Raw genomic sequence first — 12,387 nt, 5'->3', positions numbered from 1 at the left:
GGGAACATTGAAAAGTGTTTCCATATTTCGGTGTATTTGGTTGAAAGGTGATAGAAATGGCAGAAAAAAGAGATTATTATGAGGTACTCGGCGTTGACAGAAATGCAACCGACGATGCCCTGAAAAAAGCATACAGAAAAATAGCAAAAAAATATCACCCAGACAGTAACCCGGGAGACGAGCAGGCGGAAGTGAAATTCAAGGAGGCTGCGGAAGCCTATTCCGTGCTAAGCGATCCGGAAAAGAAAAAGCAATATGACCAGTTCGGACACTCGGCATTCAACGGAGGCGGCGGTGCCGGCGGTGGAGGCTTTGATTTCAATTCGGGTGACATGGGCGATATATTCGGCGATATATTCGGCGATTTCTTTGGGGGCGGCAGAAACCGCAGGGCGAATAACGGTCCGCAAAGAGGAGCCAACATCAGGGCATCTATCCGGATAACTTTTGAAGAGGCTGTCTTCGGATGCGAAAAAGAAATCGAGCTTATTTTAAAAGAAGAGTGCCCGACCTGTCATGGAACCGGAGCTAAACCGGGGACGCAGCCGGTGACCTGCAGCAAATGCCAGGGTCAGGGACAGATAATGTATGAACAGCAGTCGATTTTTGGAACTGTCCGTAACGTGCAGACATGCCCAGAGTGCAACGGCACCGGTAAGGTAGTCAAGGAAAAATGCACGGACTGCCACGGAACCGGCTATAAAAGCGCGAAGAAAAGGATACAGGTATCTGTGCCTGCAGGCATTGACGACGGACAAAGCATTCGAATCCGTGACAAGGGCGAGCCGGGATCTCAAGGCGGTCCGAGAGGAGATCTTCTCGTGGAAGTGGTTGTTTCGAGGCATCCTTTATTCCAGAGGCAAGGTTTTGATCTGTTTTCCACATCACCTATCTCCTTTGCACAGGCGGCAATTGGCGGCGACATAAAAATAAAAACGATAGATGGGGACGTTCTGTTTAAAATCAGTCCGGGAACCCAGACAGATACAAAGGTAAGGCTGAAAGGCAAGGGTGTTCCGACTCTCCGGAATAAAAATGTCCGCGGGGACCATTATGTGACCCTGGTCGTTCAGGTACCGAGAAAACTGAGCAGTGAGCAAAAAGAGGCATTGCTGGGATTCGATAAGACCATGGGTGGAACTGTGGAAGTGCAGGAAGAAACCGTTACAGCCGCCAAAGATGAAAAAAGCGGTAAAAAGAAGGGCTTCAGGGATAAACTGAAAGAGAACTTCGACAATTAGAAGAGAAAATGAGGTTGTGTTTTGAAGTGGAATAAATATGCTTTAAAAACGAAATCATATGCCGTTGACTTAGTCAGCGGCATATTTATGGAACTGGGAATTGAGGGTCTGGAAATTCTTGAGAACGGAGAATCAGAAGAGGTGCAGGTGATTTTCTACCTGGAGGAAAATGCCGATCCGGACATTCTGTCAGAGCTTTCGCGGAATCTGGACGGAATCCGTGAGTTTGTGGATATTGGGGATGCGGCCATTTCCGTGTCCGTGACAGAAGATACAGAATGGGTAAATAACTGGAAAAAATACTTTAAATCATTTAATGTTGATGATATGATAATCAAACCGGCGTGGGAAAAGACAGGCGTGGAAACCGAAGGTAAGATGCTGATCAGCATTGATCCCGGAACTTCTTTCGGAACTGGAAAGCATGAGACCACAAGGTTATGTATCCGCCAGCTGAAAAAGCACGTGAGGACGGGAGATGCCATATTGGATGTAGGATGCGGAAGCGGCATCCTTTCAGTCGTTGCGGCGAAACTGGGAGCAGGACAGATTACCGGCATAGACATAGAAGAGGATGCTGTGGAAGCGGCAGTGGAAAATGTCCGGATAAACGGGATTGAAGCCGGAACGATCCGACTCCTCCAGGGGGACATGATCAGCAGCCGGGAAATTCGGGACACAATAGGGTATGAGTGCTACGATATTGTGGTTGCAAATATTCTGGCTGTCGTCATCGTCCCGCTGACTCCGTTTGTGGCAGACCATCTGAAGCCGGGAGGCATATATATTATCTCCGGGATGCTTGATACCCAGGAGCCAGCTATACGCAGGGCTCTGGATGAAACGGGGAAATTTGAGATCATGGACAGGACGGAAGAGGGCGACTGGATTTCCATGACCGCCAGAAAAATCATACGATAGGAAGGACGCATAATGTACCATTTTTTTGTGGATTCCGGACAGGTTAAAGAAAAAGAAATAACGTTGACCGGACCGGATGTAAACCATATCCGGAACGTGCTGCGCATGTCTCTGGGGGAAGAAATCCTCATCAGTGACGGCACAGGCGGAAACTATAAGTGCAGGATCCGCAGTCTGGAAAATGACAGGATTGTAGCGGACATTCTTGAAAACGGCGGCGTAGGTAACGAACCAGGAGCAAGATTTTATCTGTTTCAGGGAGTACCAAAATCGGATAAAATGGAGCTGATCATCCAAAAGGCCGTGGAGCTGGGAGTCTATGAAATAATTCCGGTTTTTACAAAAAGATCGGTCGTAAAACTGGATGAAAAAAAGCGTGAAGCAAAATTGAAAAGATATAACGCAATCTCGGAAAGTGCTGCAAAACAGTCAGGCAGGGAGATCATACCAAAGGTAAATTCCTTCATGACTTTTAAGGAGGCGCTTGCTTATGCCGGGGATTTTTCCATAAATATCATTCCTTATGAAAATTTCAAGGATATGAACGCAACCCGGACAATATTTGCCCAAATTGAGAATGGGATGTCTGTGGGGATCTTTATCGGACCGGAAGGCGGGTTTGACGGAGATGAAATTATCCAGGCAGATGGGTGCGGTGTAAAGCAGATTTCACTTGGAAAAAGAATACTCAGGACAGAAACAGCCGGAATGGCAGTATTGTCCATACTTATGTTCAACATGGAAAAATAGGGGATACAATGGAAGCTTATCTGGATAATTCGGCAACAACCCAGGTTTTTGAAAATGTCACAGAGATCATGACAAGGGTCATGCACGTTCATTACGGAAATCCGTCGAGTCTGCACGCAAAGGGCCTGGAGGCCGAAAAATACATTAAAACGGCTAAAGGCATCATGGCAGGACAGCTGAAAGTCAGGGAAAAAGAAATCTTCTTCACATCGGGAGGAACTGAATCCAATAATCTGGCTGTCATCGGAACAGCAATGGCGAACAAGCGGGCGGGGAACCACATCATCACAACCCGCATTGAGCATCCTTCGGTGCTGAATGCCTGCAAATTCCTGGAAGAAGAAGGCTTTGAGGTCACATACCTTCCGGTGGACAAAAATGGTGTTGTCCTTCTTGATAAGCTTGAGGAAGCCGTTACGGATAATACGATCCTGGTGTCCATTATGTATGTAAATAATGAAATCGGATCCCTGCAGCCTTTTTCGGAAATAAGCGAAATCATCAGAAGGAAAAACCCGAAAACGGTCATTCATTCGGATGCAGTACAGGCTTTTGGCAAGTGCAGGATCTTCCCCCAGAAAGAAGGGATTGACCTGTTGTCGGCCAGCGCCCATAAGCTGCATGGACCCAAAGGAGCCGGGATGCTGTATGTGAACAGCCGGATCAAGATTAAGCCCTTGTTTTACGGCGGAAACCAGCAGGACGGTCTGCGCTCCGGGACGGAAAATGTTCCGGGGATAGCCGGATTCGGTGAAGCTGTTAAAATGGCATATGATAATCTGGACGAAAAAACCCAAAGGCTGTCCCAGATGAAAAGAGATTTCATAAGCCATCTGGAAAAACTGGAGGATGTGACGGTTTTTTCTAAAAATGAAGGCTGCTTCGCCCCACATATCATCAGTGCCGGCTTTGCAGGAGTCAAAAGCGAAGTGCTTCTGCATGCATTAGAAGAAAAAGAGATTTATGTTTCCTCCGGTTCTGCCTGCAACTCTCATAAAAAAGCATCCAGCGCAACGCTGCAGGCAATCGGCGTACCAAAGGACCTTTTGGATAACACGCTCCGCTTCAGCCTGAGTTATGAGACGGCAGAGGAAGAGCTGGACTATACCATAGAGACGTTGACCCAGCTGCTGCCAAAGCTGCGCTTATATAGAAAGAGGTAACCATGTTTAAATCATTTTTAATAAAATATGCCGAAATTGGTATAAAGGGAAGGAATCGTTATCTGTTTGAAGATGCACTCGTCGGAAATATCCGTCTCATGTTGGATGCATTGGAAGGAAAATTCAGAGTTTATAAGACTTCCGGCAGGATATATGTGGATGTGGAAAGTGATTTCGACTACGAGGAAACCGTTGCATGTCTGAAACGTGTCTTTGGTATCGCAGGTATATGCCCGGTTCTTCAGGTTGAAGACAACGGATTTGAAGAGCTGACCCGTGAGGTGCTGGAATATCTGGATAAAGTATATCCAGACAAAAACAAAACCTTCAAGGTCCAGGCCAGGAGAGCCAGAAAGAATTATCCCATTGATTCCATGGAGATAAACAGAAAGCTGGGGGGGGCCATACTGGAGGCTTTTCCGGAAATAAAAGTGGATGTGCATGCGCCGGATATTCTATTGAATGTGGAAATCCGTGAGATGATAAATATATACAGCATCATAATTCCCGGACCGGGTGGAATGCCCGTAGGCACAGCTGGCTCAGCCATGCTTCTGCTATCCGGAGGAATCGACAGTCCGGTTGCAGGGTATATGATTTCCAAAAGAGGAGTCCGGATTGATGCAGTATATTTTCACGCTCCGCCCTACACTAGTGAAAGGGCCAAGCAGAAGGTAGTTGATCTGGCTGCAAAGGTTGCGGCTTATACCGGTCCGATAAACCTGAAAGTGGTTAATTTCACGGACATACAGCTGTACATATATGAAAAATGCCCCCATGATGAGCTGACCATCATCATGAGGCGCTATATGATGCGTATTGCGGAACATTTCGCAAAGGAACAGGGATGTCTGGGACTGATAACAGGAGAAAGCATAGGCCAGGTTGCCAGCCAGACCATGAAGAGCCTGGCCGCTACCAACGAAGTATGCACCATGCCTGTATACAGACCGCTGATTGCCTTTGATAAGCAGGATATTGTGGATATTGCCCTCAGGATTGATACCTATGAGACATCAATCCTCCCTTATGAGGACTGCTGCACCATTTTTGTAGCAAAACATCCGGTCACAAAACCAAACCTCAATATAATCAAAAAATCCGAAACCAGGCTGGAAGAAAAAATCACCGGACTTGTGGATGAAGCTATACGTACGGCGGAAAATATCGAAATCATTCCTGGGTAATGTAAGGAGAAATGGATTCAATGATCTGATCCATCTGTGAATCATCATGGATGACCAGATCAAGGTCTTTGGAAAGATCCAGACTGAATATCCCCATGACGGATTTGGCATCGATAATATATCTGCCGCTTACCAGGTCAAAGTCGGAATCATACTCAGCGATGGAGTTGACGAAGGACTTTACCCGGTCCACGGAATTTAAGGTTATTTGAACTTTTTTCATAAAGTATCCTCTTTCCTGAAAAATTTCCGATTATTGTTTCTATAGAATAAATACTACCCATATATAACGAAAATGTCAATCGTTGTAACGGGAAAGACAGGAGTTAAAGTGATGAAAGCCGCATTGCACAATTTGGGTTGCAAGGTAAATGCCTATGAAACAGAGGCAATGAAGCAGGACCTGGAAAATAACGGATATGAAATCGTGCCCTTTGATGAAATGGCCGATGTATACATTATAAATACCTGCACCGTTACCAACATAGCAGACAGAAAATCCAGGCAGATGCTGCACAGGGCAAAGAAGATGAATCCGGAGGCCCTGGTTGTGGCAGCAGGCTGCTATGTTCAGGCGGCGGCTGATCAGCTGCAGGAGGATGCTTCTGTAGACATACTTATCGGAAATAACAGAAAAAAGGACCTTGTGTCTATCATAGGAAATCATCTGGAGGGCAGGCAGGACGATGATGCCATCATCGACATCAACACTACTCAGGAATATGAAGAACTTCATATTCCCGGTGATAATGAATGTACAAGAATTAACATAAAAATACAGGACGGGTGCAATCAATTCTGTTCGTACTGCATCATTCCCTACGCAAGGGGACGGGTAAGAAGCAGAAGCATCCAGGACGTGGTAAAAGAAGTCGAAACTCTCGCTGCAAAAGGATACAAGGAAGTTATCTTAAACGGGATACATCTGAGCTCCTACGGCACCGACTTTGAAGATGGAACAACCCTTATCGACGTAATCCGCGAGATTGCCCGCATCAATGGGATAAGAAGAATCCGCCTGGGCTCCCTGGAGCCGAGAATCATTACAGAAGATTTTGCACAGTCTTTATGCCGGATTCCCCAGATTTGTCCCCATTTTCATTTATCCCTTCAGAGCGGTTCGGATGAAATTCTAGGGAGGATGAATCGGAAGTATTCCACAGGAGAATATTATGAAAAATGTGGAATTCTAAGAAAATATTTTGACAATCCGGGGATAACAACAGATATCATCGCCGGTTTTCCGGGAGAGACAGAAGAAGAATTCGAGGAGACGCGAGCCTTCCTGGACAAAGTCCGCTTTTCTGATGTACATGTGTTTAAATATTCCAGAAGGCAGGGAACCAAGGCTGCAGCCATGAAAAACCAGGTGACGGCTTCGGACAAAACCCATCGGAGTACTGTCCTGATTGAACTTGCGGCAGATATGTCCAGAGAATATAAAGAAACCTTCCAAAACCGCGAGGTGGAAATCCTATTGGAGGAAGAGGTTATTGTAAACGGGAAAAAGTACCTGTCAGGCTATACCGGGGAATATATAAGGGCTGCTGTCGAATACGGGGACGGACTTTTAAACGAAATTGTATCTGCCAGAATCTGCGGTCCAAAGAGCGGAGAAATACTACTTGCCGAATTTAAAAATGTAGTTTAGAATAAGGAAACAGAAGCATTTACTTATGATGCTGTGCGAGGACGTGAAATTATGAATGATTTGTCAAATACCCAATATTTTAAGGTGACTCAGGATCAGCAGATCAAGGTCGCCGAAGTGATGGAGCTTGTGTATGCCGCCCTTAAGGAAAAAGGATATAATCCGGTAAACCAGATTGTGGGATATATAATGTCGGGTGACCCGACCTACATCACAAGTCATAATAATGCCAGAAGCCTGATTATGAAAGTTGAGCGTGACGAGTTGATTGAGGAGGCCCTCCGGTATTATATTGACAACAAATTAGAGGGTAAACGCTCATAGATGAACAGTGTGAAAAGGATAATGGGGCTGGACTTCGGCTCAAAGACAGTGGGAGTGGCTATTTCGGATGCCCTGGGACTTACCGCCCAGAGCCTGGAGACTGTACGCCGTGATTCAGAAAATAAATTGCGGAGGACGCTTGCACGTCTGGAAGAGATCATCAGAGAATATAATGTAGAACTTATCGTGCTGGGACTGCCTAAAAACATGGATGATTCCATTGGGGAGAGAGCAGAAAAAACACTTGAATTCAAAGTAATGCTGGAGCGCAGGACCGGATTGGAAGTTGTTACCTGGGATGAAAGACTCACTACCGTAGAGGCCAGGCAGCTGATGAGCGATGCTGGTGTTAAAGGGAAGGATATGGACCGGTACGTGGATCAGATTGCGGCTGCCATCATCCTGAAGGGATATATGGATTTTACTGGAGGAAATAAAGATGAACGAAAAAATTAAATTTACGGATTCTATTACCGGAGAAGAAATAGAGATGTTTGTAATTGAACAGACCAGAGTCAACAACATGGAGTACCTTCTTGTGACAGAATCAGAGGATGATGGCGAAGAAGCCGAGGCGTATATTCTGAAGGATTTATCCTGCCCGGAAGAGGAAGAGGCTGTCTATGAGTTTGTGGAAGATGATGCCGAATTAAAATATGTATCCGATATATTTGCGGAGCTTCTAGAAGATACCGAGATTACGAGATAAGGACGAATTGTCGTGAATCAGGAAAATTTCAAGGACCAGCTTAAGGAAAAAGGTCTCAAGGTGACAAGTCAGCGTGTGGCAGTGCTGGAAGTCCTGGATTTAAACCGGGGAAAGCATCTGACCACGGAAGAGCTATATGAGCTGGTCAAGGCTATGAGTCCGGATATCGGGCTGGCTACAGTATACAGAACAGTACAGCTGCTGCTGGATATGAATTTAATAGACAGGATTACATTAGATGATGGATCTATCCGTTATGAGATTGCCGAAGAAAAGGACAAACTCTCAGGACACCATCATCATCATTTAATATGCCTTGATTGCGGAGATATTGTATCTTTTGCGGATGATCTTCTGGAAAATCTGGAAGATAATATTCGAAAGACCACCGGATTCGAGGTAGTTGACCATGAAGTGAAATTGTATGGATACTGCAGGGCATGCAGTGAAAAACATTTATAATATAGATTTTGAACGGATATATGTAATAATGGAGGTGCTATTTTGGCAATAGACAAAAAAGAGAATATTAAGATTATCCCATTAGGAGGACTTGAGGATATCGGGATGAACATTACTGTCATCGAATACGAGGACAGTATTATTATTGTGGACTGCGGGCTTGCCTTCCCGGATGACGATATGCTGGGAATCGATCTTGTTGTTCCGGATATCACATATCTGCAGGAAAACAGAAGCAAGATAAAAGGCTTCGTGATCACACACGGACATGAGGATCATATCGGTGCCCTCCCCTATGTATTAAAGGAGATAAATGCCCCGATATATGCCACTAGACTGACCATGGGCATCATCGAAGGGAAACTGAAGGAGCATCCGCTGAAGCCTGTGAAAAAGAAAGTGATTAAATATGGGCAGTCTATCAATCTGGGTGCGTTCAGGATCGAATTCATCCGTGTCAACCACAGCATCGGCGACGCTTCAGCTCTTGCAATACATACTCCTGCCGGAGTGATTGTCCATACCGGTGACTTTAAGATTGATTACACGCCCGTTTTTGGGGATGTGATGGATCTGGCGAAGTTTGCCGATCTGGGAAGAAAAGGTGTGCTGGCTATGATGTGCGACAGCACCAATGCGCTGCGGCCTGGATTTACTATGTCTGAAAAGACGGTAGGCAAGACTTTTGACAATATATTTACAGAACATGCAAGCCATAGGCTTATTATCGCTACCTTCGCATCAAACGTAGACAGAGTGCAGCAGATTATTAATTCTGCCCATAAGTTTGGACGCAAAGTCGTGCTGGAAGGCAGAAGCATGGTGAATATTATTACGGTTGCGGATGAATTGGGATATCTGCAGATTCCTGAAAATACCCTGATCAAAACGGAAGAAATGAAAAACTATACGGATGAGCAGCTGGTGCTAATTACCACAGGTAGCCAGGGCGAATCCATGGCGGCCCTCTCGAGGATGGCTGCGTCTATCCATAAAAAAGTAAAAATCAAGCCAAGCGACGTGGTTGTTTTCAGCTCAAGCCCGATACCCGGAAATGAAAAAGCCGTGTCGAAGGTCATGAATGAGCTGGCTCTGCAGGGAGCCAATATCATTTTCCAGGATACGCATGTTTCCGGACATGCCTGCCAGGAAGAGATAAAACTGCTCTATTCTCTTGTCAAACCGAAGTACTCCATTCCTGTACACGGAGAATTCAGACATCTTAAGGCCCAGGCCGACCTGGTTGCCAATATGGGATGGGATAAAGAAAATATTATCGTCATGAAATCAGGAAATGTACTCAGCATCGGTCAGGAAGGTGCTGAAATCATTGGACAGGTTCAGGCCGGAGCCGTTTTAGTGGATGGCCTTGGAATCGGGGATGTGGGGAATATTGTATTGCGGGACCGCCAGAATCTGGCGGAAAACGGAATTATCGTGGTGGTCCTGACCCTGGAAAAAAAATCAAATCAGGTGATGGCCGGTCCGGATATTGTGTCCAGGGGATTTGTATATGTCCGCGAATCGGAAGATCTTATTGAAGAAGCCAGAAAAATTGTTGAGGCAGCGGTAGAAGAATGCATGAAGAAAAAAGTAGTTGACTGGGGAAAAATTAAACTGGTTATCCGGGAAACCCTCAGTGACTATCTGTGGAAGAAGATGCGGAGAAGTCCAATGATACTTCCGATTATCATGGAGGTCGAATGAAATGAAATCTAGGAACAAAATCGTAAGCAGGTGGACCAGATTCGTGATTATTCTTATTCTCGTACTGCTTCTGGTGGTACTGGGTATGAAGAGCTTCGATTTCGGCCGGAGTCTGTTTGCAGTCCAGGGAATGGAAGCAGAGCCGGGAACGGATGTGACCATAACCATACCGGAAGGAGCCGGAAAATCCGAGGTAGCCGACATCCTCAAGAAAAATGGTCTGATAGCCAGTAAAAGCACGTTCAACATCCAGTGTCTTATCTTTGAAGCACAATTTTATCCAGGGGATTATACCCTGAATACTTCACAGGGGCCCGAAGAGATTATAGATCAGTTGAAGATTAATGGTGCACAGTAGAATATGCAGGTGGAATCTTGATTGTAAATGAAAGAATAGCATCATACATCCGTTCCCTGGAAACAGGGAACGGTGATTTTTGTGATAAGATTGAAAAATATGCACTCGAGACAGACGTGCCCATAATCCGCAAGGAAATGGAAAGTTTTCTGAAGGTATTGCTCACTATCCGGCAGCCGGATTCCGTACTTGAAGTCGGAACCGGCATCGGATATTCGGCGGTGCTTATGAGTCGGTACCTTAAGGGGAACGCCAGAATCACTACCATTGAATCCTATGACAAAAGGATAAAAATTGCGGAAGAAGTAATTGAAAAGTCTGGCCGTCCTGAGCAGATTATGCTGATCAAAGGGGATGCAGCAGATGTCCTGCCGACTCTTACGCAGCCCTTTGATTTTATTTTTATGGATGCAGCCAAGGCACAGTACATACATTTCCTGCCCGATATCATGAGGCTTTTGAACAAAGGTGGGGTTCTTGTTTCGGATAATGTCCTCCAGGAGGGGGATATTATTGAATCAAGATTTGCCGTAACAAGAAGAAACAGAACGATACACGCCAGAATGAGGGAATATCTGTACACCTTAAAGAACAGTCCGGAGTTGGAGACCACCATTGTCCCTCTTGGGGATGGCGTTGCTGTAAGCGTCAAGAAATAGGAGAATACCATGAGACATCCCGAATTACTGGTTCCAGCCAGCAGCCTGGAAGTACTGAAGATTGCCGTCCGTTACGGGGCAGATGCTGTATATGTCGGCGGAGAAGCTTTTGGACTCAGAGCAAAAGCAAAAAACTTCACCCTTGAGGAAATGAAACAGGGAGTTGAATTTGCCCACCAGCACGGCGTTCGTGTTTATGTAACAGCGAATATCATAGCCCACAATGAGGATCTGGAAGGGGTCAGGGAATACTTCAACGATCTGAAAGACGTGGCCCCGGATGCGCTGATTATAGCTGATCCAGGTGTTTTTGAGATAGCCAAAGAGATTCTGCCTGAAATGGAGCTTCATATCAGCACCCAGGCCAATAATACAAATTATGCCACATTTAAATTCTGGCATACAATGGGCGCAAAACGGGTCGTATCGGCCCGAGAGCTGTCCCTCAGGGAAATTGGGGAAATAAGGGATAACATCCCGGCTGGATTAGAGATTGAGACATTCATCCACGGTGCTATGTGCATTTCTTATTCCGGAAGATGCCTGCTGAGCAGCTTCATGGCCGGCAGGGATGCCAACCGGGGAGCCTGTACACACCCGTGCAGATGGAAGTATTCCCTGGTGGAAGAGAAAAGACCCGGGGAGTATATGCCAGTCTTCGAAAATGAACGTGGAACCTACATCTTTAATTCCAAGGATTTATGCATGATTGAATATATTCCGGAACTTTTAGAAGCCGGTATTGACAGTTTTAAAGTGGAAGGAAGAATGAAGACTGCACTGTATGTCGCCACTGTCGCCAGAGTGTATAGGACAGCCATCGACGATTACAAAAAAAATCCCGAGATTTATCGGGAAAAGCTGCCTGTTTACAGGGATGAACTTACGAAATGCACCTACAGACAATATACAACAGGGTTTTTCTTCGGAAAGCCGGATAAAGACACGCAGATTTATGATAACAATACATATGTTAGAAATTATACCTATCTGGGGTATGTTTTGGAAATCGGTGAAGACGGTCTGTACAGAATGGAACAGAAGAATAAATTCAGTGTGGGAGACACACTGGAAATCATGAAGCCAGATGGCAGAAATCTGCAGGCTGCCGTGCTTTCTATCCGTGATGAAAAGGGCAACCCAATGGATTCGGCCCCGCACCCTCGCCAGATTATTTATGTCGGATTGGATGCAGACGCCGAGGTATATGATGTTTTCCGGATACCGGAGGAAGCGCCCGTCCAGGCCTGATAGT

General features: G+C 45.7%; 15 protein-coding genes. 14 read left to right on the top strand and 1 reads right to left on the bottom strand.

Annotation, left to right across the window (positions count from 1 at the left end):
- Positions 1-56 precede the first annotated feature (56 nt).
- From dnaJ to thiI, 5 genes are read left to right on the top strand one after another with little or no spacing between them, the layout of a single operon-like run.
- Complete coding sequence (dnaJ, locus tag BUA79_RS02205; protein ID WP_073992737.1) at positions 57-1,241, top strand: molecular chaperone DnaJ; 1,185 nt, start codon at positions 57-59, stop codon at positions 1,239-1,241.
- 21 nt (positions 1,242-1,262) lie between these two features.
- Positions 1,263-2,162, top strand: a complete 900-nt coding sequence (locus BUA79_RS02200; protein ID WP_073992736.1) for a 50S ribosomal protein L11 methyltransferase — start codon at positions 1,263-1,265, stop codon at positions 2,160-2,162.
- Positions 2,163-2,174: 12 nt separating this feature from the next.
- On the top strand, positions 2,175-2,912 hold the full coding sequence (locus BUA79_RS02195) for an RsmE family RNA methyltransferase (protein ID WP_073992735.1): 738 nt from the start codon (positions 2,175-2,177) through the stop codon (positions 2,910-2,912).
- Between the two features lie 8 nt (positions 2,913-2,920).
- Positions 2,921-4,075 (top strand): cysteine desulfurase family protein, encoded by a 1,155-nt coding sequence (locus tag BUA79_RS02190; protein WP_073992734.1) that lies wholly within the window; start codon positions 2,921-2,923, stop codon positions 4,073-4,075.
- Between the two features lie 2 nt (positions 4,076-4,077).
- Positions 4,078-5,262, top strand: coding sequence for a tRNA uracil 4-sulfurtransferase ThiI (thiI, locus tag BUA79_RS02185; RefSeq protein ID WP_073992733.1), 1,185 nt, complete (start codon positions 4,078-4,080; stop codon positions 5,260-5,262).
- On the opposite strand, the gene BUA79_RS02180 is transcribed toward thiI, so the two are convergent.
- On the bottom strand, positions 5,249-5,485 hold the full coding sequence (locus BUA79_RS02180; protein WP_073992732.1) for an HPr family phosphocarrier protein: 237 nt from the start codon (positions 5,483-5,485) through the stop codon (positions 5,249-5,251). The two genes, thiI and BUA79_RS02180, sit on opposite strands and share 14 nt — an antisense overlap.
- Positions 5,486-5,593: 108 nt before the next feature.
- Between BUA79_RS02180 and mtaB the strand changes: the two genes are divergently transcribed.
- The 9 genes from mtaB to BUA79_RS02135 are packed head-to-tail and all read left to right on the top strand — an operon-like array spanning position 5,594 to position 12,383.
- Positions 5,594-6,913: a tRNA (N(6)-L-threonylcarbamoyladenosine(37)-C(2))-methylthiotransferase MtaB gene (mtaB, locus tag BUA79_RS02175; RefSeq protein ID WP_073992731.1), complete on the top strand. Its 1,320-nt coding sequence runs from the start codon at positions 5,594-5,596 to the stop codon at positions 6,911-6,913.
- A gap of 51 nt (positions 6,914-6,964) precedes the next feature.
- Positions 6,965-7,237: an IreB family regulatory phosphoprotein gene (locus BUA79_RS02170; RefSeq protein ID WP_073992730.1), complete on the top strand. Its 273-nt coding sequence runs from the start codon at positions 6,965-6,967 to the stop codon at positions 7,235-7,237.
- Positions 7,238-7,693 (top strand): Holliday junction resolvase RuvX, encoded by a 456-nt coding sequence (gene ruvX / locus BUA79_RS02165; RefSeq protein WP_073992729.1) that lies wholly within the window; start codon positions 7,238-7,240, stop codon positions 7,691-7,693.
- Positions 7,677-7,946 carry a DUF1292 domain-containing protein gene (locus BUA79_RS02160; protein ID WP_073992728.1) on the top strand — a complete coding sequence of 90 codons (270 nt, stop codon included), beginning with the start codon at positions 7,677-7,679 and terminating at the stop codon, positions 7,944-7,946. Before ruvX ends, BUA79_RS02160 begins: the two co-directional genes overlap by 17 nt.
- Before the next feature lie 6 nt (positions 7,947-7,952).
- Positions 7,953-8,408, top strand: a complete 456-nt coding sequence (locus tag BUA79_RS02155) for a Fur family transcriptional regulator (protein WP_073992727.1) — start codon at positions 7,953-7,955, stop codon at positions 8,406-8,408.
- A 42-nt stretch (positions 8,409-8,450) separates the two neighbouring features.
- Complete coding sequence (locus tag BUA79_RS02150; protein ID WP_073992726.1) at positions 8,451-10,115, top strand: ribonuclease J; 1,665 nt, start codon at positions 8,451-8,453, stop codon at positions 10,113-10,115.
- 1 nt (position 10,116) lies between these two features.
- Positions 10,117-10,473: an endolytic transglycosylase MltG gene (locus tag BUA79_RS02145; RefSeq protein ID WP_073992725.1), complete on the top strand. Its 357-nt coding sequence runs from the start codon at positions 10,117-10,119 to the stop codon at positions 10,471-10,473.
- 17 nt (positions 10,474-10,490) lie between these two features.
- Positions 10,491-11,132 (top strand): O-methyltransferase, encoded by a 642-nt coding sequence (locus BUA79_RS02140; protein WP_073992724.1) that lies wholly within the window; start codon positions 10,491-10,493, stop codon positions 11,130-11,132.
- A 9-nt stretch (positions 11,133-11,141) separates the two neighbouring features.
- Positions 11,142-12,383 (top strand): peptidase U32 family protein, encoded by a 1,242-nt coding sequence (locus BUA79_RS02135; RefSeq protein WP_073992723.1) that lies wholly within the window; start codon positions 11,142-11,144, stop codon positions 12,381-12,383.
- The last annotated feature ends 4 nt before the right edge of the window (positions 12,384-12,387 follow it).

This window comes from Parasporobacterium paucivorans DSM 15970, from assembly GCF_900141895.1.
Lineage (GTDB): Bacteria > Bacillota > Clostridia > Lachnospirales > Lachnospiraceae > Parasporobacterium > Parasporobacterium paucivorans.
This window is presented reverse-complemented; position numbering and strand designations above follow the sequence as displayed.

Bases quoted from the DNA above. Each gene is read 5' to 3' on its own strand.
- BUA79_RS02160 (WP_073992728.1), top strand. From the start codon at position 7,677: ATGAACGAAAAAATTAAATTTACGGATTCTATTACCGGAGAAGAAATA.
- BUA79_RS02135 (WP_073992723.1), top strand. From the start codon at position 11,142: ATGAGACATCCCGAATTACTGGTTCCAGCCAGCAGCCTGGAAGTACTG.
- BUA79_RS02170 (WP_073992730.1), top strand. From the start codon at position 6,965: ATGAATGATTTGTCAAATACCCAATATTTTAAGGTGACTCAGGATCAG.
- ruvX (WP_073992729.1), top strand. From the start codon at position 7,238: ATGAACAGTGTGAAAAGGATAATGGGGCTGGACTTCGGCTCAAAGACA.
- BUA79_RS02145 (WP_073992725.1), top strand. From the start codon at position 10,117: ATGAAATCTAGGAACAAAATCGTAAGCAGGTGGACCAGATTCGTGATT.
- thiI (WP_073992733.1), top strand. From the start codon at position 4,078: ATGTTTAAATCATTTTTAATAAAATATGCCGAAATTGGTATAAAGGGA.
- dnaJ (WP_073992737.1), top strand. From the start codon at position 57: ATGGCAGAAAAAAGAGATTATTATGAGGTACTCGGCGTTGACAGAAAT.
- BUA79_RS02195 (WP_073992735.1), top strand. From the start codon at position 2,175: ATGTACCATTTTTTTGTGGATTCCGGACAGGTTAAAGAAAAAGAAATA.
- BUA79_RS02180 (WP_073992732.1), bottom strand. From the start codon at position 5,485: ATGAAAAAAGTTCAAATAACCTTAAATTCCGTGGACCGGGTAAAGTCC.
- BUA79_RS02190 (WP_073992734.1), top strand. From the start codon at position 2,921: ATGGAAGCTTATCTGGATAATTCGGCAACAACCCAGGTTTTTGAAAAT.